Source organism: Pseudomonas sp. S35 (assembly GCF_009866765.1).
Taxonomy (GTDB): Bacteria; Pseudomonadota; Gammaproteobacteria; order Pseudomonadales; family Pseudomonadaceae; genus Aquipseudomonas.
Genome location: NZ_CP019431.1, coordinates 3584166 through 3605600, shown reverse-complemented (window position 1 = coordinate 3605600; position 21435 = coordinate 3584166). Strand labels below are relative to the sequence as shown.

The following is a 21435-nucleotide window of genomic DNA, read 5'->3' as shown; positions in this document are numbered from 1 at the left end:
CGACAGTCTTTCTCTTCCAATCTTCAGACTTATCCTACTTACGCTTACTCCTGCCAACTATAACCTCGCGGCCTCTACAGGTCTGGCTCCACTCCTTGGGAACGAGCCATGCCATTGATTCAGGCAAATTCATCAACGCGAGTGTTACTGCATGTCCATCAAAGATTTTTTTAAACTTTCACCGTTAAGTGCGGCTATCAAAGTTCCTTCTCTGGGCCTGCTGCTGGTTGTAGCGGTACAGGCGCATGCGACGCCAGAAGTTGTAGGGCCCGGCGAGTCGAAAACCATCGAGTCGGGTGAAGCCGTCAAGGACTGGGCTCTTCTGAAAGATTCTTCGTTGACCGTCAATGGCGCAACGACTGGTGCTATTCGTGGCTTGGGCGCGCAATTGAACGTTACCGGTGGCAGCACTATCGAACGCATCGTCGCCCAGGAAGGGTCCACGGTGACGATAGACGGCGCCATCGTTAAGAGCGATGGGCAGCATGCCCCGGCCATGGAACTGACCGACGGTGTCGCAACCATTTCCGGCAGTTATCTGGAAGGTACTCAGTCGATCGGCCTGATACTCAATACTTATGGCGCGGGTGCAAGCGGTTCTCGTGCCGACGTTTTCAATAGCACGATCAAGGGCGCCCAAATAGGTGCTTCGGTCACCCAGTTTGGCGTGCTGAATCTGCTTGATACCTTGGTTGAGGGCACGGCTGCCGGCAGCACGGGTGTATCACTGATCGGCGGTTCGGCCGTTGCCCAGCGCAGCAGGTTGGTCGGTGAGCAGAATGGCGTACGGATTGCCCGCGCAGCAGGCGTGACCGGTGATGGCACGCTGGTGCTGGATCAGTCCATAGTGGAAGGCAGGACGGGCGCCGCCATTGCGGTTGTCGGTAGCCCGGGACGTGTACCGACTGCAACTATCGAGGTCAACAACGGTTCGCAACTGATTGGAGGCAACGGCAATCTGCTCGAAGTAACGGGTGGCGCCACCGGCAACATGAACGTCAACAACAGCCATCTACAAGGCAATGTTTTCGTCGAGGCTGGTAGCCATGCCAACCTGAGCTTGCAGAACAACGCCTCGATCACGGGCACGTTGTTGAACGTCGACAGCCTCAGCGTTGGCGACCAATCGTTCTGGAACCTGACCGGCGATAGTCAGGTCGGTGCGCTGAGCCTTGCCGATGGTACGGTAAGGTTTGGGGGGGACAACGCGTTTTATCAGTTGGACCTGGACACGTTGAGCGGTAACGGCACTTTTGTGATGGGCGTTGACTTTGCCGGTGGCCAGAATGATTTCCTGAACATCGAAGGCGATGCCACGGGTAAACACAGCCTCCTGGTGGCCAGCAGTGGCCTGGAACCGGTATCCCCAAGCGATGTACACATTGTGCACGCCGGCGGTGGTGACGCAGAGTTTTCCCTTGTGGGTGGCGCGGTCGATGTCGGCGCCTGGTCCTACGGGCTCAGGCAGGATGGCAATGACTGGTTCCTTGATCCGGGCGCGCGGACGATCAGCCCAGGCACGCGGTCCGTGCTGGCCTTGTTCAACACGGCTCCTACCGTATGGTATGGCGAGATGAGCTCCTTGCGTACCCGCATGGGGGAGTTGCGGCATAACGGTGCTCAGGCGGGTGGCTGGATCCGTAGTTATGGCAACAAATACTCGGTGTCTGATGCCAACGGTGTGGGCTTCAAACAGACCCAGCGCGGTTTTTCCTTGGGCGCCGATACGCCACTGAGTGAAGACAGCCAATGGTTGGTCGGTGTGATGGCAGGTCATAGTGATTCGGATCTGGACTTGGGCCGCGGCACTTCCGGTACGGTCAAGAGTTACTACGCCGGTCTTTATGCAACCTGGATTGACGAAGCAAGCGGTTATTATTTTGACGGTGTAGTCAAAGCCAACCGTTTTGAAAACAGCTCCGAAGTCGCACTGAGTGACGGCGCGCAAGCCAAAGGTAAATATGGCACCAACGGCATTGGCGCGTCGGTTGAAGTCGGGCGCAATATCAAGCTGGATAATAAGTTCTTTATCGAACCGTTTGCCCAAGCGTCCACGGTTGTGGTCAAGGGTAAGCACTACGGCTTGGACAACGGCCTGCAAGCCAAGGGGCAGGACACCCACTCGGTGCTCGGCAAGTTGGGTGTGACGGTGGGGCGTGATTTCCTCATGGACAGCGGCAGCATCGTTCAGCCGTACCTGCGAACCGCAGTGGCTCACGAGTTTGCCGACGCCAACAAAGCATCGGTCAATGGTCATGTGTTCAATAACGACTTGTCGGGTTCGCGCGTCGAGCTGGGAGCGGGGGTGGCGGTATCGTTGTCGCAGAACCTACAACTGCATGCCGACTTTGAACACAGCAAGGGCAAGCATGTGGATCAGCCTTGGGGCGCCAACGTGGGCTTGCGTTACTCCTGGTAAGACAGTGTGAGGTAAACAAAAAAGGAAGCCTGTCAGGCTTCCTTTTTTGTATGAGGCGATACGTGTCGTCAAGACACAGGCCTTATCCGAAACTGAAGAGAAAATCGACGGTGAATACCTTTCCATCACCGTCGTCAGCGGTTTTGCCACCAGCCAGTGCACCTTGCACATGGCCATTGGCAGCATCCACTTCAGTCAAGTCGAGCAGGCCTTCTCTGACGTATTTATCCAGAGGGTCGTGCAAGTCAGTGGTGGTGTAGGAAATTTTGATATCGTGGTGATCTTCCAGTTTGTATACGCCCTTGAGGTATTGCTTTGGAATATCGAGCTGGATTTTATAGGTCACTTTATCCGTATCCGTATCGGTATGGCTTCCCGACATTCTCCAAAGAGTAGTAAGTGAAAGGATTGAGAAGACTTTCGCCGTGAAGTCTTTTGGGTAGACCTCACCTCGGTTGACCTCACCCTTGAGGTACTGAACGGCAACGGCGGACTTGGTTTTTGTACGCTCTTTCAACTCGCTTAACATGAGAGTGTCTCCTTGGATTAGGTGTTGCGGATCCCGTGCAAGGCATTGACGCTTGGCCTGGACAGCCACGTAGAGGGGGTGAACACGTTGGTGTCAGGTTTTGAGTTTCATGGATACATCATCAAAAAATATCCCGCCGTCCTGTCCTATAAGGACAACGCCGCACCCGGTGGTGCCAGCCGGCATGACCAAGTCTCGCGTGTGAAGGGTCCAGTCAGAATTGGTAAAAGTGATCGGCGTTAGTGTGCCGCTGGGCAGGGGGTGAAACACCACGAATCCGGTTCCGCCAAAGGCGCAGCGCGTACGTACAGAAAATTCGTAGGTCTGGTTGGCGACGAGGCTGACATCCTGGCGGGCTTGCCCCATAAGCGTGGCTTCAAACGTGCTTCCGTCAAAATGATGGCGAGAGCCGATGGGAGAGGCTGAGGCATCCCAATCGTTACGGAATGCAGAAAAATCACCGTTTCTGATCAGTTCTGGCTGCTCGGGGGTCGATCGTTCAGAGGACAGATGCATTTCATCGGCGTACACCTCACCGGCAGTACCGCTAAGGGCAATGGTGATAAAAACGGTGCCCGCAGGCGGGGTGTAGCGGATTTCCCGGGGCGTCCAGACATGGAAACTGTCCAGCAATGTACGTTCATCCGTTGCCGGTGGGTTAGGCCGGATAAGCAACTCGCCTTGGCCCTTGAACAGAACCTGTGTCCAGAGGCTTAAAGTATAAGTTTCCAGCGGGGTGACATCGACGCGCTGAGAGGCCTGCCCTGAGAGGATGCGACACGACTGTCGGGAGTAATCCACAGTGCCCGTGGTGTCCCAGTATTTCCCGTCATCACTGAAACTGCCGTTCAGTAACAAATTCCTTATCAGCGCAGGTTGTGCAGGCATGGTGTATCTCCGACATTGCAACTTGGGGACGACGCCATTGCGCGCCAGAAATCGATCCGTGACAACTGTCAGAACTAACAGGTGCGCTCTGCCATTCGTCGGTTTCTCTACACTGAATGAAACGCTCCCATCCAGGTAGAGATCAGCAGCAGGGCTCCCGTCATCTGGTTGAAGCGCTGCATGGCGTTGTCCGATCCCAACAACCGGGTGGATCCCGCGCCCAGCAACGCCCACAGCCCCAGGCATGGCAGTGAGACCACAAAAAACACCAGGGACAACGCCAGCACCTGCGCCTGACGCTCAGCCCCTTGGTCGGCGAACACACTGACCACGGCCAACGCCATCATCCACGTCTTCGGGTTCACCAGTTGCAGCCCTGCCGCTCCGAGCAGGCCCAAGCGTTTATGGGGCGCATCGCGCTCAATGGCGTGGACTGGTGAGCTGAAAATTTTCCAGGCCAGGTAGCTCAGCCACGTCACGCCGACCCACTGCATGGCGAGTCGGACGTTAGGTAGGTGCGCCAGTGACTCACCAAGCCCCAGACCGACGACCAGCACAATCGCCGCCGCACCGGTGCATGCGCCCAGGATGATCGGTACAACCGCCCGCAGGCCATAACGCGCGCTGTTGCTCAACACCAAGAGATTGGTGGGGCCAGGGGTGATAGAGGCGACGAAGGCAAATAACAGGAAGGGAAACAGCGGGGACGGCATACAAGGGGCTCCAATGAACAGCTCAGTGGCGCCCATCCTCACAAGCCTGTGGCTTACCTGTCTGGAAGGTTTGAGCAGCGCTTGCGGTAGGCCGCCGGTTTGAGTCCATAGGCGCGTACGAACCAGCGCCCCAAGTGACTTTGATCGGCAAAGCCCAGGGCCATCGCCACGTCGGCCGGTTGTTCGCCCTTGGCCAATGCGTGACGGGCGCGGGCCAGGCGCAACTGCACCAGGTACGCATGGGGCGGTAAACCGAAGGCGCTCTTGAACGCGCGGGTCAGGCGGAAGCGGTCGACGCCGCAGGCCAGGGCCAGTTCGTCCATGCCGACATCGTGATGCAGGTGGGCGTGCAGGTAGTCCCGGGCCTTGTGCGCCACCTGCGGCAGGCGTGGGTCTTCACGGTAACGGCTGCGCCAATACAGTTGGCCGGTGAGACGTTCGAGCAATTGGTCCATGGCGCGCTGGCGCACGATGCGCAATTCACCGCTGTGCAGGGTCTGGAAGGCCTGGCTGGTGGCGATGGCCAGGCGTGGATCGCTGGCCAAGGTCGTGGCGAAACCCAACTGGCTGTTGAGCGGCGCCTCTTCGAACACTGCACTCACTTCCCGCGCCAACCACTGCGGGTCGAGGTACAGCATATGGTAGGTAAAGCCGTCCGGCGTGGGCGCGTCGCCGTCATGCAATTCACCGGGCTCCACCAAAAACACCTGGCCCGGCACGCTGTTGTGGCGGGTGCGACGACAGTTGAACTGCTGCACGCCTTGTTCGGTGACGCCGATCAGGTAGCTGTCATGCCAGTGCGGGTCGTAGGCGTGGCCCTCGAAATGCGCGCGCAGGGTCTCGATGCCGGTGTCGGCGTCCTGGGCCAGGTCGATCCAATTGTGTGCAGCCATAAAACACCGGGACGCAATGTGTAAGGGTATTAGCGCCCACCGACACCTGAGCGTCTAGAAGGTTTGTGCAGCCTAGCTGAACAGCCCGGCGGCGATGTTGATCGAGAACCCCAGGATCGCCGTATTGAACAAAAAGCCGATCAGCGACTGCCCCAGCACCACCTTGCGCATGCCGCGCGTGGCAACGCCGACGTCCGAGGTTTGCACCGCCACGCCAATGGTGAACGAGAAGTACAGGAAGTCCCAATAATTGGGCGTCAGCAAGCCTTCGGCAAAGCGCAGTGCCGGCTCCTTGCCGTCCCAGGTGTAATACAGGCGCGCGTAGTGCACGCTGAAAATCACCCCGATCAGCAACCATGAACCGATCACCGTCAGCCCGGTAAACCCGTAGTGCAGCAGGCGCTCGGAGGTGACAAGGTCCTTGCTGCCGACCAGTTCGAAAGTGATCGTCGCCAGGCTGGCGATGGCGGCGATGCACACGGTGAACAGCACCAGCCCGGCGTTCTCATCCTCGATTTCGGCGATGCGCTTGACGTCTGGCGCCTTGGCGCGGATGGTCAGCCAGAGCATCAGCGCCAGGTAGGTCCAGACCCCGGCGTTCCAGCCGATCAGCACTTTACTGGCGAGGCTGTCAGCCGGCACCAGGATGCCCACGGCAAGGCCGAGCACGGCGGCGGCGGAGAGGCGAGGGTGGGTGCGGGCGAGGAAGGGCATGGCGCTCACGAATCGGGGGAGTAGTGAGCAACATAGGTTGAGCAGCTTCAAGCTGCAAGCTTCAAGCGGCAAGTAGAAGCAAGCGTGCTCTTACTTGCCGCTTGAAGCTGACAGCTAGCGGCTGCGCTTGCGCACCATCTTCATGACCACCACAAAGAATACCGGCACAAACACCACTGCCAGGGTCGCGGTGATCATCCCGCCAATCTCCCCGGTACCGATCGCCTGCTGGCTCGCCGAACTGGCCCCGGTGGCAATCGCCAACGGCACCACGCCGAGGATGAACGCCAGCGAAGTCATGATGATCGGCCGCAAGCGCAGCCGCGCCGCTTTCAGGGTGGCGTCGATCAGGTCTTCGCCTTGGTCATACAGGTCCTTGGCGAACTCGATGATCAGAATCGCGTTCTTCGCCGACAGGCCGATGATGGTAATCAGGCCGACCTTGAAGAACACATCATTGGGCATGCCACGCAAGGTCACGGCCAAGACTGCGCCGAGCACGCCGAGCGGCACCACCAGCAACACCGAGGTCGGGATCGACCAGCTTTCATACAGCGCGGCCAGGCACAGGAACACGATCAGCAGCGACAGGCCCAGCAGAATGGGGGCCTGGGCGCCGGACAAACGCTCTTGCAGCGACAACCCGGTCCATTCCTGGCCCAGGCCCGCTGGCAATTGGCTGACCAGGCGCTGGATTTCTTCCATCGCCTCGCCAGTGCTGTAGCCGGGCGCGGCCTCACCGGAAATAGCGATGGCCGGGTAGCCGTTATAGCGCGTCAACTGCGCCGGGCCCTGGGTCCATTTGGCTTCGACAAACGCCGACAGCGGCACCATTTTCCCGGCGTTGTTACGCACGTTGATTTTCATCAAGTCCGCCACCTGGCTGCGCTGGTCGCCTTCAGCCTGCACCACCACGCGCTGCATGCGGCCCTGGTTGGGGAAGTCGTTGACGTAGGCCGAGCCAATCGCCGACGACAGTACGTTGCCCACGTCGGCAAACGACACACCCAGGGCGTTGGCTTGCTGACGGTCCACTTCCAGCTGCACCTGCGGCGCTTCGGCCAGGGCGCTTTCGCGCACGTTGGCCAGGATTGGGCTTTTCTCGGCGGCCGCCAGCAACTCGGTACGCGCCGCCATCAACGCCGCGTGGCCGACGCCACCACGGTCCTGCAACCGGAACTCAAAACCGCTGGAGGTGCCCAGGCCGTCCACCGGCGGTGGCAGCACCGCGTAGGCAATTGCATCTTTTAGCTCGCTGAACGCCATGTTGGCGCGCTCAGCAATGGAGGCGGCTGAATCTTCGCTGCTGCGCTCGGACCAATCCTTCAACGTGGTAAACGCCAGCGCTGCGTTCTGCCCGGACCCCGAGAAGCTGAAGCCCATGATCATGGTGGTATCGCCCACGCCCGGCTCGCCGGCGTTGTGTGCTTCGATCTGCTCGGCCACCTGCACGGTGCGGTTTTTGCTCGCACCGGGCGGCAGCTGGATATCGGTGATGGTGTAACCCTGGTCTTCCACCGGCAGGAACGAGGCGGGCAGGCGCATGAACATCAGGCCCAGGCCCACCAGCAGCACCAGGTAGATCAGCAGGTAACGGCCGCTGCGCTTGAGGGCATAGCTCACCCAGCCTTCATAACGGTCGGTGAGCTGCTCGAAGCGTCTGTTGAACCAGCCGAAAAAGCCGCCCTTGGCATGGTGCTCGCCCTTGGCAATCGGCTTGAGCAGGGTGGCGCACAGGGCCGGCGTCAGGGTCAGGGCGAGGAACGCCGAGAACAGGATCGAGGTGGCCATCGACAATGAGAATTGCTGGTAGATCACGCCCACCGAGCCCGCCATGAACGCCATCGGCAGGAACACCGCCACCAGCACCAGGGTGATGCCGACGATGGCGCCGGTGATCTGGCCCATGGCTTTCTTCGTCGCCTCCTTGGGCGAGAGGCCTTCGGTGACCATGATCCGTTCGACGTTCTCCACCACCACAATCGCATCGTCCACCAGGATGCCGATGGCCAGCACCATGCCGAACATGGTCAGCACGTTGATCGAGAAACCCAGCAACAGCATGGTGGCAAAGGTGCCCATCAGCGCAATCGGCACCACCAGGGTAGGGATCAGCGTGTAGCGCACGTTCTGCAGGAACAGGAACATCACCGCAAACACCAGCGCCATCGCCTCCAGCAAGGTGTACACCACCTTGGTGATCGAGACTTTGACGAAGGGCGAGGTGTCGTACGGAATCTTGTAGTGCACATTGGCCGGGAAGTAGCGCGACAACTCATCCATCTTCGCCCGCACCAGCGTTGCGGTGTTCAGCGCATTGGCACCGGGCGCCAGTTGCACGCTGACGGCGGTGGACGGCTTGCCGTTCAGGCGTGTGGAGAACTGGTATTCCTGGCTGCCGATTTCGACCCGCGCCACGTCGCCGACACGCACGGTGGAACCGTCCGGGTTGGCCTTGAGCACGATGTCGGCAAATTCCGCCGGGGTCGAAAGTTGGCCCTTGACCAGAATCGCCGCGGTGATTTCCTGGGTCTTGGTGCCCGGCAAATCACCAATACTGCCGGCGGAAACCTGGGCGTTCTGCGCGCTGATCGCGGCGTTCACATCGGCCGGTGTCAGGTTGAAACCGATCAGCTTCTGCGGGTCGATCCAGATGCGCATGGCCCGTTCGGCGCCATACAACTGCGCCTTGCCCACGCCGTCCAGGCGCTTGAGCTCGTTCATCACGTTGCGCGCCAGGTAATCACTGAGCGCTACGTCATCGAGCTTGCCGTCATCGGAGGTGAGGGTCACCAGCAGCAGGAAACCGGCGGAGACTTTCTCCACCTGCAAGCCTTGTTGTGTCACCGCTTGCGGCAAACGCGGCTCCACCGCCTTGAGGCGGTTCTGCACGTCCACCTGGGCCATTTCCGGGTTGGTACCCGGTTGGAACGTGGCGGTAATCGTCGCCGAGCCGAGGCTGCTCTGGGACTCGAAATACAGTAAGTGATCGGCGCCGTTGAGCTCCTGCTCGATCAGGCTGACCACGCTTTCATCCAGGGTCTGGGCCGAAGCGCCGGGGTACACCGCGTAGATCTCGACTTTCGGCGGCGCCACGTCGGGGTACTGGGCCACCGGCAACTGCGGGATGGCCAGCAAACCGGCCAGCAGGATAAACAGGGCGACCACCCAGGCGAAGATCGGGCGGTCAATGAAGAACTGCGGCATGGTCGAATAATCCTTATTGGCCAAAAGCCTGGGCGAGTGGCGTCGGGCTGTCGTCTACCTGGACTTTTTCACCGGGGCGCGCGTGTTGCACGCCTTCGACGACGATGCGGTCACCGGGCTTGAGCCCACTGCTGACGATCCAGCGATCAGCGATCACCGCGCCCAATTGCACCGGTTGCAAGCTCACGGTCTGCTCGGCATCCAGCAGCAACACCATCGGGATGCCGGCGCTGTCACGGGTGATGGCGCGTTGCGGCACGCTGATGCCTTGCTTGTCGACAGCTTGCTCCAGGCGCACCCGCACAAAACTGCCGGGCAACAGGTCCAGGTCCGGGTTGGGGAACTCGCTGCGCAAGATGATCTGGCCGGTGCCGGGGTCGACGCTGATGTCGGTGAACAGCAGTTTGCCCGGCAGCGGATACAGGCTGCCGTCGTCCTGGATCAGCGTAGCCTTGGCCTGGTCCTGGCCCACCTGCTTCAAGCTACCGGCACGGAAGGCGCGGCGCAGGTCGTTCAACTCGCGGGTGGACTGGGTGAGGTCGGCGTGGATCGGGTCCAGTTGCTGGATGAGCGCCAGTGGTGTGGCCTCGTTCTGGCCCACCAGTGCGCCTTCGGTCACCAGCGCACGGCCAATGCGCCCGGAGATCGGCGCCGTGACGGTGGCATAGCCCAGGTTCAATTTGGCGCGCTCGACGGCGGCCTTGTTGGCGGCGACTTCGGCGTTGGTCTGGCGCACGGCGGCGCGGGCGTTGTCGTAGTCTTGGCCGCTGATGGCGTTGCCTTCCACCAACTGGCTGTAGCGCTGCGCTTGCAGGCGCGCCTGGAACGCGTTGGCTTGGGCCTTGCTCAGGTTGGCCTGGGCGCTGTCGAGGTCGGCCTTGAACGGCGCCGGGTCGATGCGAAACAGCACGTCGCCCTGTTTCACGTCGTGGCCTTCCTTGAATACCCGCTGCATCACCACGCCGGCCACCCGCGCGCGCACTTCGGCAATACGCGGCGCGGCAATGCGCCCGCTCAGTTCGCTGGTGATGGACAGGGGCTTGGCCTGCAAGGTTTCGATGCGCACCTTGGCCGGCGCCGTTTGCGGCGCCTCGGCGGCGGAGTTGCCACATGCGCTCAACGCCAGGGTGAGGGCCAACAGGCAAAACGGCGTCAACAGATTCTTCGACATGCTCTTATCCCAATAGTGACTGGCGCATCCTAAGGTCACCTGCGCCGTGGTGCTGTGAAGCTGTGTAGGTCGTGTGTGAAGAAATGTAAGGTGCCGCGCGCGGGGCGCCGAGGGCGTATATCCTTGCACAATCCTGCAAACACTGAAGATCAAATGTGGGAGGGGGCTTGCCCCCGATAGCGGTGAATCAGTCAACAACTCTGCATCTGAAGCACCGCCATCGGAGGCAAGCCTCCTCCCACATTGGATTTGTGTACGACACATCACTGTATTTTCTGGAAACACCTTCATGCCCAACATCCTCCTGGTGGAAGACGACGCCGCCCTGTCCGAGCTGATTGCCAGCTACCTGGAGCGCAATGGCTACCACGTCAGCGTGCTCAGCCGTGGTGACCACGTTCGTGAGCGCGCACGTCTTGACCCGCCGGATTTGGTGATCCTCGACCTGATGCTGCCTGGTCTCGACGGCCTGCAAGTGTGCCGCCTGCTACGCGCCGATTCGGCGGGCCTGCCGATCCTGATGCTGACCGCCCGCGACGACAGCCACGACCAGGTGCTGGGCCTGGAGATGGGCGCCGACGACTACGTGACCAAACCCTGCGAGCCGCGTGTGTTGCTGGCCCGTGTGCGTACCTTGTTGCGCCGCAGCAGCCTGTCCGAGCCCCAGGTGGCCAACGACCGGATCCTGATGGGCAACCTGTGCATCGACCTGTCGGAACGCACCGTGGTGTGGCGCGAGCAGCCGGTGGAGTTGTCCAGCGGTGAATACAACCTGCTGGTGGTGCTGGCCCGGCATGCCGGTGAAGTGCTCAGCCGCGACCAGATCCTGCAACGCCTGCGCGGCATCGAGTTCAACGGCACCGACCGCTCGGTGGACGTGGCCATCTCCAAGCTGCGCCGCAAGTTCGACGACCATGCCGGCGAGGCGCGCAAGATCAAGACGGTGTGGGGCAAGGGCTACCTGTTCAGCCGTTCCGAGTGGGAATGCTGAACCATGTTCCGTGTGCTGCTACGCCTCTACCTGATCACGATCGTCACCTACAGTGCGGCGATCTATCTGATCCCCAAGCTGGTCATCCAGCTGTTTGAACACCGTTACCTGGACTACAACGTCGAGCAATCCCGAGGCCAGCAAACCCTCATCGTCAGGCAATACCAGCGGGCGCCGGTGGAGCGTTGGTCCCAGGTCACCGAGCAACTGGGCCGCGACTTCGCGCCGCTCAAAGTGCAACTGCTGCTGCGCCAGGACGCCAGCTATACCCCGCAGGAAGCCACGCTGTTGGGGCAGGGCAAACCAGTGATTCGCCTGGGGGAGTGGGGCTGGATGGAAGAAATCAGCTCGCCGCTCAACCAGCAATTCGTGGTCAAGCTAACCATCCCCCCAGACCCGCTGGACATGAACCTGCTGTACTGGTCGATGAATGTGCTGGTCGGCGCGGCGTTGCTGGCCTGCCTGCTGTTCTGGTTGCGTCCGCACTGGCGTGATCTGGAACGCCTCAAAAGCACCGCCGCGCAACTGGGCAAGGGCAACCTGGCCGAGCGCACGCGCATCCCGCCGAGTTCCAATATCGGCAGCCTGGCGGCCGTATTCGACACTATGGCCGATGACATCGAACACCTGCTCAACCAGCAGCGCGACTTGCTCAACGCGGTGTCCCATGAACTGCGTACACCGTTGACGCGCCTGGACTTCGGCCTGGCCCTGGCGCTGTCCGAAGACCTGCCCGAGGCCAGCCGCGAACGCCTGCATGGCCTGGTGGCGCATATTCGCGAGTTGGATGAGCTGGTGCTGGAGTTGCTCTCTTACAGCCGCCTGCAAAACCCGGCGCAACTGCCGGAGCGGGTCGAGGTGGTGCTTGATGAGTTTATCGACAGCGTACTCGGCAGCGTCGACGACGAGCTGGAGAACCCCGAGATCGTGATCGATGTGGTGCTCGATTGCGTGGTGGAGCGCTTCAGCCTCGACCCGCGCCTGACCGCCCGTGCGTTGCAGAACCTGCTGCGCAATGCCACGCGTTACTGCGACGCGCGCATCCAGGTGGGCGTCAAGGTGTGCCCCAAGGGCTGTGAGATCTGGGTCGACGACGATGGTATCGGCATTCCGCTGGACCAGCGCGAACGCATCTTCGAACCGTTCTATCGCCTCGACCGCAGCCGCGACCGCAGCACCGGCGGCTTTGGCCTGGGCCTGGCGATCAGCCGCCGCGCCCTGGAAGCCCAGGGTGGCACGTTGACGGCCCTGGCGTCGCCGTTGGGCGGCGCCCGGTTTCGCGTGTGGCTGCCCAACGTCGGCTGATCAGAGCACCTTGACGGCGCGGCCGATGGCCTGGATCGGCCCGGTGGGTTTGCCGGTTGGCGAGCCGCTTGGGTCTTCCAGGGTGAGTTCGAACAATTGGTTAGGCGACAGCGGCGGCAACGCGTCCAACGGCACCGACAGGCGTTGACCCGGCTTGACCAAGCCCAGGGACACCGGGCCTTGCCAGCCATCGCCCTTGGTCCAGAACTGCAGGGCCTTGTCCGCCGGCACTTCCATCACACCCAACGGAATCAACTGAATCTGCTGATTGTTGCTGGCCTGGATCACCCAACCCGGCGCCTGGCTCTGCGGCGCCACCAACACCACCACAAAGCTTGGCTCAGCGATGGGCGGGCGGGTCAGCAATAACGCCGCCAGCACCACGCTCGCTGCCAACCCCGCACCCGCCAGGCCGCGCCACAACGCCAGCAGGTTCCACCACGGTATGTGGGCGTCCGGGCTCGCGGTGTGACGTTCGATGCGCCGCCACAACTGTGCCGAGGGCAGCACCGGTTCGGCCAGCGCAGTCAGGGGCAGCAGGCGCTGTTCCCAGGCATCCACCGCCGCACGTAACTCGGCATCGTGGGGCAGGCGGTGTTCCACGTCGGCCCGTTGTTCGGCGGGCAGGGTGCCCAGCACGTATTCGCTGGCCAGTTCGTCCAAGGGGTTGTTCATGCCATGCACTCCCGCAGCGCGGCGAGGCTACGTTTGATCCAGGCTTTGACGGTCCCCAAAGGGGTGTCCAACCTCGAAGCGATTTCGCTATGGGAATAGCCGTCGACATACGCATGCAAAATGCAGGTGCGACGGGCCGGGTCGAGCTGCTCCAGGCAGGTGTGGATCTGCCCGGAACGCGCGGAAAATTCAAATGTCTCGGAGGGCGCGGCGACGTGCTCGTGCTCGTCGCCCAATGGCACTTCACGGTAGTGATTGCGCACCACGTTGAGGGCCAGGTGACGGGTCACGCTGAACACCCAGCCCCGCGCCGAGCCACGGCTGGGGTCGAAACTGCCGGCGCCGCGCCAGACCTTGATAAATGCGTCATGCACGACATCTTCGGCCAGCGCCCGGTCACGCACGATACGCAGGGCTACGCCGAGCAAATGGCTGCTGTCCTGCTCATACAGTCGGCGCAAGGCGCGTTGGTCGCCACGGGCACAGGCCAGCAGACAGGCTTCGTAATCAAACACGCACATCCCTCAAATGGCTGAACCCCTGTGGCGAGCGCGCTCGCCACAGGCAGCGTAGCGCAGTTTGCTCAGTTGGCCGCCCAGAAGATGTAGTCGGCCTGGTACTTCACCACTTCCTGCTTGCCCTTGTTGGCGGCTGTGCATTCAGTGCTCGGCGCCACGCCACCTTTAAGGGCGACCCGCTGGATGTAACTCACGCCACTCATCGCGCCCTTGCCTTCGGCCGGGTTGGCCTTGACCAGTTGATACGGCAGGTTGCCCGGGCTTGACGGCGCTACGGCCAGTTGGGTGCCGGTGATTTTCGAACCGTCCTTGGCTTGCCAAGTGGCGGGTGGGCCGAAGTAGGTGCCCACTTGCTTGCCGCTGCGATCATTCAATACAGCCTTGGGGCCGACGAAGGTCCATTCGGTCTGGCCTGGGGCGTTGGCTTTGTCGCGGCACTCGTAGGTGATCTCGCCGACGCCGGTGGTTTGCATCGCTACTTTGTGGCCGTCCGGCACCTTGATGCTGTCGGGCAACTCAGCCTGGGCAAAGGCGCCAGGGCTGGCCACGAGCAAACCGGTGAGGCAGAGCAGGGCTTTAGCGTTCATGGGTGTTTCTCCTTTAGATGAAACAGCAGGGTTGCTGCAAGGACTACCCACGGGCACGCGAACTGGATGCAGTGATCGGCAAAAAAATCTGCATCAAGCAAAAAAGATCTAAAGTCAGATCATATTGGTATAAGTCGTTATAAGAAAAATCGCTATCCTGCCGCCAGAAATTTATAAGGCCGCAGGTAGCTGTAATGGAAGTGGGTAACGTTGGTTTCGTAATTGCCGGCCTGATCGTGGGTTTTATCGTGGGTATGACCGGTGTCGGCGGGGGCTCGTTGATGACCCCGATCCTCTTGTGGTTCGGTATCAACCCGGCCACCGCGGTGGGCACTGACCTGTTGTACGCGGCCATCACCAAGTCCGGTGGCGTGCTGGTGCACAGCAAGAACAAGAACATCGACTGGACCATCACCGGCTGGCTGACCCTGGGCAGTGTGCCTGCGGTGTTGTTGACCCTGTGGTTCCTTGCCAGCCTGCACACCGACCCCAGCGCGATGAACGCGGTGATCAAGCAAGCCCTCGGCGTGGTGTTGCTGCTGACGGCCTTGGCGATCCTGTTCAAGCAGCGCCTGCTGGCGTTCGCCCAGCGTCACGCGGGCGACAGCTACCATATGAACCCGCGCAACCTGAATGGGTTGACCGTAGTCACCGGCGCCATCCTCGGCACCATGGTCGCCCTGACCTCCATCGGTGCTGGCGCCCTGGGCACCGTGGCGCTGTTTATCCTGTACCCGTTCCTGGCCACGCGCCGCCTGGTGGGCACCGAGATCGCCCATGCCGTACCCCTGACCCTGGTGGCAGGCCTGGGCCACGCCGGCATGGGCAATATGGACTGGCACCTGCTGGGCTTTCTGTTGATGGGCTCGCTGCCGGGCATTTATGTGGGCAGCCACATGACCGGCAAGATCCCGGACGGCGTGTTGCGCCCGTGCCTGGCGATCATGTTGATGGCGGTCGGGTACAAACTGGCCTTCTAGGCTATATGCAACCCAAGTGCGGGAGGGGGCTTGCCCTCTCCCACATTTTGATTGTGCTAGGCCTCAGTGCTTTGCCGGGCCGTTGCCGATCTGCCATACGAACGGCGGCTCGGTTCCATTGATCACCCAGTCGCCCACGATGCGCGCCTTGTAGATCACCGGGTTGTGCGACGACACCGTCCGCGCGTTACGCCAATGCCGATCAAGGGCCTTGCCCTGGCGTACATCCGACGCGCCCAGTGCATTGAACAACTGGCTCGTAGCCCGCTGGATCAAGTCCGACACCACCACCTGCGCCGTTGCCGATTCAATCTCGGCCGCCACGTTGGCTTCGCGCTCCACCGCATCATCCCCGCCAAACCGCGCCACGTAGGCACGTTGTGCCGGTAACGCGGCCCTCAAGGCGCTCGCCTCGGCGGCGTACACCAATGCCGCCACTTCGCCCACCACCTGTTGAACCTGTGCATCCTGGCTCACATGGGGCGCATTGCCATGACTGTAGATGCGCTGGCGGCTGCGCACCTGATGGGCCACATCGCGCAGCGCTGCGCGGCCGATGCCGGCGAGGCTGGCCAGCAGCACCAACTGGTAGAACGCGGTCTGGTATTTGAAGCGGGTGGCAAAGTCGATGACGTTATCCGCCTCCACCACCGCGTCGGTGAAGCGCGAGGTGCCGCTGCCGGTGGTGCGCTGGCCAAAACCGTCCCAGTCGTCGCTGTGCACCACGCCTGGCTGGCGGGCGCGGGTGGCGGCGATGACGTCGCCGCCAGTGTCACTGCGTTGGGCGTACACGTCGATCCAGTCGGCGAAGATGCTGCCGGTGCTGTAGAACTTTTCACCGTTGAGTTTCCAGTGATCACCGTCGGGGCTGACCTGGGTGACCACATCCCCGATGGCGACGTTGCCGATTTCGGTCCAGGCGCAGCCGACGATATCGCCGTCGACAAAGCGCTTGAACCACAGGTCGCGGCCCGCGCTTGGCGGTGCGTTGAGGCGGTCCTCGACAAAGGCGAAGTGCCCGCGCAGGGCCTGGGGCACGTTGGAGTCGGCCTCGGCCAGTTCGATCAGCAACTCAAACAATTGCGGCAGGGACGCGCCGCCGCCGCCGTATTCCACCGGTACGCGTACCGCGCCGAAACCGGCTTCCTTCAGCCATTGGATCGGCTCATGGGGCAGGGTGCGGCTGAGTTCGCGCTGCACCGCGCCGTCGGCGATGCGTTGGAAGATCGGTCGCAGACGCGCGGCCAACGTTGGGTAGTCGACGCCGGTGGACAGCGGGTTGATGACGTGGTGTTCGGTCATGGGCAAGGCTCCGGGGCAGTGGTCTATGCAAGGGGTGATTGCACAGTTCGTGCCGGGTGCGCGGCCCAATGTTTACGGGGAAGCAGCCGGGTTGACTGTTGCGCCAGCAACAGCATTCCGACAAACCGGCGCAATCCCTGACATTTGCCTGCACGCCCATCGGGCCGGCTTTTCGAGCGCAACGCTTACCGCGTGGGCGTTTGCCCTGTGCTGGCACGCTTGCTGCTCAAGGCACAGGTACATCCCTTTTGCATGAGGTACCGTTTGATGAGTCAGCAAGCCGTGAAATTTGCCTATTGGGTGCCCAACGTCAGCGGTGGGCTGGTGGTCAGCAAGATCGAGCAACGCACTGACTGGGGCATCGACTACAACCGCAAACTGGCACAACTGGCCGAAGCCGCCGGCTTTGAATATGGCCTGACCCAGATCCGCTTTACCGCCGGCTACGGTGCCGAGAACCAGCACGAGTCCGTGGCGTTCAGCCATGCGCTGCTGGCGGCAACAACGACGCTCAAGGTCATCGCCGCAATCCTTCCCGGCCCGTGGCAGCCGGCGCTGGCGGCCAAGCAACTGGCGACCATCGACCAACTCACCAACGGGCGCATCGCGGTGAACATCGTCAGTGGCTGGTTCAAGGGCGAATTCCAGGCGATCGGCGAACATTGGCTGGAGCACGACGAGCGTTATCGTCGCTCCGAAGAGTTCATCCGCGCCCTCAAAGGCATCTGGACCCAGGACGATTTCACCTTCAAGGGCGATTTCTACCGCTTCAACAACTACACCCTCAAGCCCAAGCCACTGGGCCAGCCGGAAGTGTTCCAGGGCGGCAGCTCGCGGGCAGCGCGGGACATGGCGGCGCGGGTTTCCGACTGGTACTTCACCAACGGCAACACCCCCGAAGGTATCAAGGCCCAGGTCGACGACATTCGTGCCAAGGCGGCGGCGAACAACCATTCGGTCAAAGTCGGCGTCAACGCGTTTGTAATCGCCCGCGACACCGAAGAAGAAGCCCGCGCCGTGCTGGCCGAGATCATCGACAAGGCCGACCCGGAAGCGGTCAACGCGTTTGGCGATGCGGCCAAGCAGGCCGGCAAGGCTTCACCGGAAGGCGAGGGCAACTGGGCCAAGTCGAGTTTTGAAGACCTGGTGCAGTACAACGATGGCTTCAAGACCAACCTGATCGGCACCCCGCAGCAGATCGCCGAGCGCATCGTTGCACTCAAGGCGGTGGGTGTGGATCTGGTGCTGGCCGGTTTCCTGCACTTCCAGGAAGAGGTGGAGTATTTCGGCAAGCGCGTGTTGCCGTTGGTGCGTGAGTTGGAAGCCAAGGCTCAGGTCAAGCAGGTGGCTTGACTCCGGGGGGGCAGGTGTTGGTCTGCAAGGTCAACACCTCAAACCCGTCCGCCGTCACCGCCACGGTGTGTTCCCACTGCGCCGAGAGGCTGTTGTCCTTGGTCACCACGGTCCAGCCATCCTTGAGGCTGCGCACCTTGGCGCCGCCCTGGTTGAGCATCGGCTCGATGGTAAACACCATGCCTTCGCGCAACTCCAGGCCGGTGCCAGGGCGGCCGAAGTGCAGGATCTGCGGTTCTTCGTGCATCTGCTTGCCGATGCCGTGGCCGCAGTATTCACGCACCACGCTGTAGCCGTTGGCCTGGGCGTGGCTTTGGATTGCGTGGCCAATATCACCCAGGCGCGCGCCAGGCTTGACCTGGCGAATGCCGGCCCACATCGCTTCGAAGGTCATCTCCACCAGGCGCCGGGCCTTGGGCGCGACGGTGCCGATCATGTACATCTTGCTGGCGTCGGCGATGTAGCCGCCTTTTTCCAGGGTGATGTCGATGTTGACGATGTCGCCATCCTTGAGAATGTCTTTGGCGCTGGGCATGCCGTGGCACACCACCTCGTTGATCGAAGTGTTGATCGAGAACGGGTAGTCGTATTGTCCAAGGCTGGCCGGGCGGGCTTTGAGGTCGTTGCGGATGAAGGCCTCGACGGCGGCGTCCAGTTCCAGGGTGGAGCGGCCGGCGGCGACAAAGCCGTCGAGCAGGCTGAATACCTGGGCCAGCAGGCGTCCGGATTCGCGCATCACAGCCAGTTGGGCGGCGGTCTTGATCATCAGGTGCGCCCCCGGATCAGGTCGGGTTTATCCAGCAACAGTTTGTTGATCAGATCGTTGTAGGGCAGGTTCGGATTGAGTTCGGCGAGCAGGCCGATCTTGATCCAGAACTCGGCCTGGGCGTTGATGGAACGGTCCATCGCGGCGCTGGCCAGGCGCAGTTGTTCGTGCAGTTGGTCGGTGATCTTGACGATGCCCATGGGGTTCACTGTGTCAGGTTGATATACAAATCGTATATGTTTCGTATATCGCACGTAAACCCCCTGTGGCTAAATGGCGCTTGGCCATTGACTTGCCCGGTAGGCGCCGGTTAATTTCGTGACATGAGATTTCAAACCTTTCGTCGCCAGCCAAGCATTATTACCGCCATTCCTCATTTGGCGGGATAGCGCTCGGCTGCACCCAAACCCGCCCTAGAGGCGGGTTTTGTTTTTCCGTCTCCAGGGCCATCAACAAAAAAGCCAGGAGACACCGATGAGCAGCTGCACCGCCCGCCACCCCCGCGACACGGAACTGCTTGCGCGGTACGTGAAAAAGATCCTCGCCGCGCCGGTCTATGACCTGGCGGTGTGCACGCCGTTGCAAGCGGCGCCGGCGCTGTCGACCTTGCTCGGCAACTGCGTGCTGCTCAAGCGCGAAGACTTGCAACCGACCTTTTCCTTCAAAATTCGTGGTGCCTACAACAAGTTGGTGCAGCTCACCGATGCGCAGAAAGCACGTGGCGTGGTGACAGCCTCGGCGGGTAATCACGCCCAAGGCGTGGCGCTGGCGGCGCGGGAGTTGGGCATCAAGGCGCGTATTGTCATGCCGTGCAGTACGCCGCAGTTGAAGGTGCTGGGCGTGCGTTCCCGAGGCGCCGAAGCGGTGTTGCACGGCGAGAGTTTCCCGTTTGCTCTGGCCCACGCGTTGCTACTGGCCGAGACGTCCGGCTGCACCTTCGTTTCACCCTTCGATGATCCGGACGTGATCGCCGGGCAGGGCACCGTGGCCATGGAAATCCTGCGCCAGCAACAGGGCCCACTGGACGCGATCTTCGTGCCGGTGGGCGGCGGCGGCCTGATCGCCGGCATTGCGGCCTATGTCAAATACCTGCGGCCCGAGGTGCGCATCATCGGTGTGGAGCCTGCAGGTTCCAGTTGCCTGCTGGCTGCACTGCGCGCCGGTGAGCGGGTGGTGTTGCCCAGCGTCGACGGCTTTGCCGATGGCACGGCGGTCGCGCAGGTCGGCGCCCATGGTTTTGACATCTGCCGCGACTGGGTAGATGAGGTCATCACCGTGAGCAACGATGAACTGTGCAGCGCCATCAAGCTGATCTACGACGATACCCGCTCCATCACGGAACCGTCCGGCGCGTTGGCGGTGGCGGGCATTCGCAAGTACGTGGCCGAGCGTGGTGTGCAGGGGCAGACGTTGGTGGCGGTTAATTCAGGGGCGAATATCAACTTCGATAGTTTGCGACATGTTGCGGAACGAGTAACTGCATACGCACATGAAGTGCAGGGTTAAACGTTTAATCGAGGCTGTTCGGCGATGATATAAACGCGCACGCCGCTGAGCTGTTTAAGTTATATAAAGTTGTACGGTTTTTATGAAGAAAGGTTACAACACAAGCGGATTTTGCCGAGTACGCTTGATGTTTGAAGGCGTCTTCCACGGCTGGAAATCGCCTGCATGACCCATAAAAAATCTGTTGGCAGTCTCAAAAAAGGAGAGGTTGACCATGCTTTCGGAACTAGAGCTACGCAGCATTATTGAAGGAAGTTTCCTGCCCCAACGGTGCGAATGCACCAAAGCCGAAGATGCCTCGCTGACGATCAAGGTCTATGACGAACATGATCGTGACCGGGTGGACCTGGAAGTCAAAGGCATCAACGCGGTGAAACTCGACAGCAGTCGAGCGATTTGCAACCTGATCACGGGGTTGCGTGAAGACCTTAAACACAGCCATGCCCCCGCCCAGCAACGCGCGGGAGGACGAGCCTTTTACTAGGCAGACGGCTGAGGCTGAGTCACCGAAGACCTATGGGCCTGGATAAACGCCAGGCTCAGTACGGTCTCCGTGGCCACGGCCAAGAGGATCCCTGGCCCGGTATTGCCACTGGCCCACTCACCGAGCCCCAGCAGGGCCATCAACGCGCAGCCGATGGCAAAGCCACTGGTGATGGCGCTACGTGTCGGCGACGGCGGGGCATGGCGGGCCCGGTAGAACATGATGCTGATGGCCAGGAAGAGCGCGGCGTTGCGGCGGGCGACCAGGCCTGCAGCATCGGTATAGACGACCCCCCACATATCCAGCAGCAGTTCGGGGCGTAATCCCCAGATCAGTGCGAGGGCCAGGCACAGCAGCGCGGTGAAGGTGGCGAGGGTGCGGAAACTCAACGGCATGGCGATTCCTTTCGACCTTAAGGCAAGCCCGCGACAATA

21 protein-coding genes are annotated in these 21435 nt (G+C 61.3%); 7 read left to right on the top strand and 14 right to left on the bottom strand.

The features are described from left to right. Window positions 1-151: 151 nt before the first annotated feature. Complete coding sequence (locus tag PspS35_RS15930; protein WP_159935703.1) at window positions 152-2419, top strand: autotransporter outer membrane beta-barrel domain-containing protein; 2268 nt, start codon at window positions 152-154, stop codon at window positions 2417-2419. Window positions 2420-2501: 82 nt separating this feature from the next. On the opposite strand, the gene PspS35_RS15925 is transcribed toward PspS35_RS15930, so the two are convergent. The 7 genes from PspS35_RS15925 to PspS35_RS15895 form a co-directional block, all read right to left on the bottom strand. Then, window positions 2502-2948: a hypothetical protein gene (locus PspS35_RS15925; protein WP_159935702.1), complete on the bottom strand. Its 447-nt coding sequence runs from the start codon at window positions 2946-2948 to the stop codon at window positions 2502-2504. A 93-nt stretch (window positions 2949-3041) separates the two neighbouring features. Continuing rightward, on the bottom strand, window positions 3042-3836 hold the full coding sequence (locus PspS35_RS15920; RefSeq protein ID WP_159935701.1) for a hypothetical protein: 795 nt from the start codon (window positions 3834-3836) through the stop codon (window positions 3042-3044). A gap of 107 nt (window positions 3837-3943) precedes the next feature. After that, complete coding sequence (locus PspS35_RS15915) at window positions 3944-4549, bottom strand: LysE family translocator (RefSeq protein WP_174244820.1); 606 nt, start codon at window positions 4547-4549, stop codon at window positions 3944-3946. Between the two features lie 53 nt (window positions 4550-4602). Next, window positions 4603-5442, bottom strand: coding sequence for an AraC family transcriptional regulator (locus tag PspS35_RS15910; RefSeq protein WP_159935700.1), 840 nt, complete (start codon window positions 5440-5442; stop codon window positions 4603-4605). A gap of 72 nt (window positions 5443-5514) precedes the next feature. Then, a complete protein-coding gene (locus PspS35_RS15905) occupies window positions 5515-6156 on the bottom strand; it encodes a DUF1345 domain-containing protein (protein ID WP_159935699.1) in 642 nt (213 codons plus the stop codon). A gap of 114 nt (window positions 6157-6270) precedes the next feature. Then, window positions 6271-9363, bottom strand: coding sequence for an efflux RND transporter permease subunit (locus PspS35_RS15900; protein WP_159935698.1), 3093 nt, complete (start codon window positions 9361-9363; stop codon window positions 6271-6273). Between the two features lie 13 nt (window positions 9364-9376). Further along, window positions 9377-10534: an efflux RND transporter periplasmic adaptor subunit gene (locus PspS35_RS15895; RefSeq protein ID WP_159935697.1), complete on the bottom strand. Its 1158-nt coding sequence runs from the start codon at window positions 10532-10534 to the stop codon at window positions 9377-9379. A gap of 289 nt (window positions 10535-10823) precedes the next feature. On the opposite strand from PspS35_RS15895, the gene PspS35_RS15890 reads away from it, so the two are divergent. After that, window positions 10824-11525: a response regulator transcription factor gene (locus PspS35_RS15890; RefSeq protein WP_159935696.1), complete on the top strand. Its 702-nt coding sequence runs from the start codon at window positions 10824-10826 to the stop codon at window positions 11523-11525. 3 nt (window positions 11526-11528) lie between these two features. After that, window positions 11529-12830, top strand: a complete 1302-nt coding sequence (locus tag PspS35_RS15885; protein WP_159935695.1) for an ATP-binding protein — start codon at window positions 11529-11531, stop codon at window positions 12828-12830. Here PspS35_RS15885 and PspS35_RS15880 read toward each other — a convergent pair whose 3' ends face one another. From PspS35_RS15880 to PspS35_RS15870, 3 genes are all read right to left on the bottom strand, one after another. Continuing rightward, window positions 12831-13505 (bottom strand): anti-sigma factor, encoded by a 675-nt coding sequence (locus tag PspS35_RS15880; protein WP_159935694.1) that lies wholly within the window; start codon window positions 13503-13505, stop codon window positions 12831-12833. Then, on the bottom strand, window positions 13502-14026 hold the full coding sequence (locus PspS35_RS15875) for a sigma-70 family RNA polymerase sigma factor (RefSeq protein ID WP_159935693.1): 525 nt from the start codon (window positions 14024-14026) through the stop codon (window positions 13502-13504). Before PspS35_RS15875 ends, PspS35_RS15880 begins: the two co-directional genes overlap by 4 nt. 62 nt (window positions 14027-14088) lie before the next feature. Next, window positions 14089-14610 (bottom strand): DUF3455 domain-containing protein, encoded by a 522-nt coding sequence (locus PspS35_RS15870; RefSeq protein WP_159935692.1) that lies wholly within the window; start codon window positions 14608-14610, stop codon window positions 14089-14091. A 194-nt stretch (window positions 14611-14804) separates the two neighbouring features. Between PspS35_RS15870 and PspS35_RS15865 the strand changes: the two genes are divergently transcribed. Next, window positions 14805-15590 (top strand): sulfite exporter TauE/SafE family protein, encoded by a 786-nt coding sequence (locus PspS35_RS15865; protein ID WP_159935691.1) that lies wholly within the window; start codon window positions 14805-14807, stop codon window positions 15588-15590. A gap of 63 nt (window positions 15591-15653) precedes the next feature. Here PspS35_RS15865 and PspS35_RS15860 read toward each other — a convergent pair whose 3' ends face one another. Then, window positions 15654-16892, bottom strand: a complete 1239-nt coding sequence (locus PspS35_RS15860) for an acyl-CoA dehydrogenase family protein (RefSeq protein WP_159935690.1) — start codon at window positions 16890-16892, stop codon at window positions 15654-15656. Between the two features lie 267 nt (window positions 16893-17159). Here PspS35_RS15860 and sfnG point away from each other — a divergent pair, with 267 nt between their 5' ends. Further along, window positions 17160-18245, top strand: coding sequence for a dimethylsulfone monooxygenase SfnG (gene sfnG / locus PspS35_RS15855; protein WP_159935689.1), 1086 nt, complete (start codon window positions 17160-17162; stop codon window positions 18243-18245). On the opposite strand, the gene map is transcribed toward sfnG, so the two are convergent. Together map and PspS35_RS15845 are read right to left on the bottom strand one after the other, a co-directional pair. Beyond that, the gene (map, locus tag PspS35_RS15850) at window positions 18229-19011 is read right to left on the bottom strand and encodes a type I methionyl aminopeptidase (protein ID WP_159935688.1); all 783 of its coding nucleotides are present in this window, start codon (window positions 19009-19011) and stop codon (window positions 18229-18231) included. The two genes, sfnG and map, sit on opposite strands and share 17 nt — an antisense overlap. Then, window positions 19011-19211 carry a ParD-like family protein gene (locus PspS35_RS15845; protein WP_159935687.1) on the bottom strand — a complete coding sequence of 67 codons (201 nt, stop codon included), beginning with the start codon at window positions 19209-19211 and terminating at the stop codon, window positions 19011-19013. Before PspS35_RS15845 ends, map begins: the two co-directional genes overlap by 1 nt. 274 nt (window positions 19212-19485) lie before the next feature. Here PspS35_RS15845 and ilvA point away from each other — a divergent pair, with 274 nt between their 5' ends. Together ilvA and PspS35_RS15835 are read left to right on the top strand one after the other, a co-directional pair. Next, window positions 19486-20517: a threonine ammonia-lyase, biosynthetic gene (gene ilvA / locus PspS35_RS15840; protein ID WP_159935686.1), complete on the top strand. Its 1032-nt coding sequence runs from the start codon at window positions 19486-19488 to the stop codon at window positions 20515-20517. Window positions 20518-20731: 214 nt separating this feature from the next. Further along, complete coding sequence (locus tag PspS35_RS15835) at window positions 20732-21001, top strand: DUF1652 domain-containing protein (RefSeq protein ID WP_159935685.1); 270 nt, start codon at window positions 20732-20734, stop codon at window positions 20999-21001. Here the strand turns inward: PspS35_RS15835 and PspS35_RS15830 are convergent. Beyond that, a complete protein-coding gene (locus PspS35_RS15830) occupies window positions 20998-21396 on the bottom strand; it encodes a hypothetical protein (protein WP_159935684.1) in 399 nt (132 codons plus the stop codon). The genes PspS35_RS15835 and PspS35_RS15830 overlap by 4 nt on opposite strands. Window positions 21397-21435 lie beyond the last annotated feature (39 nt).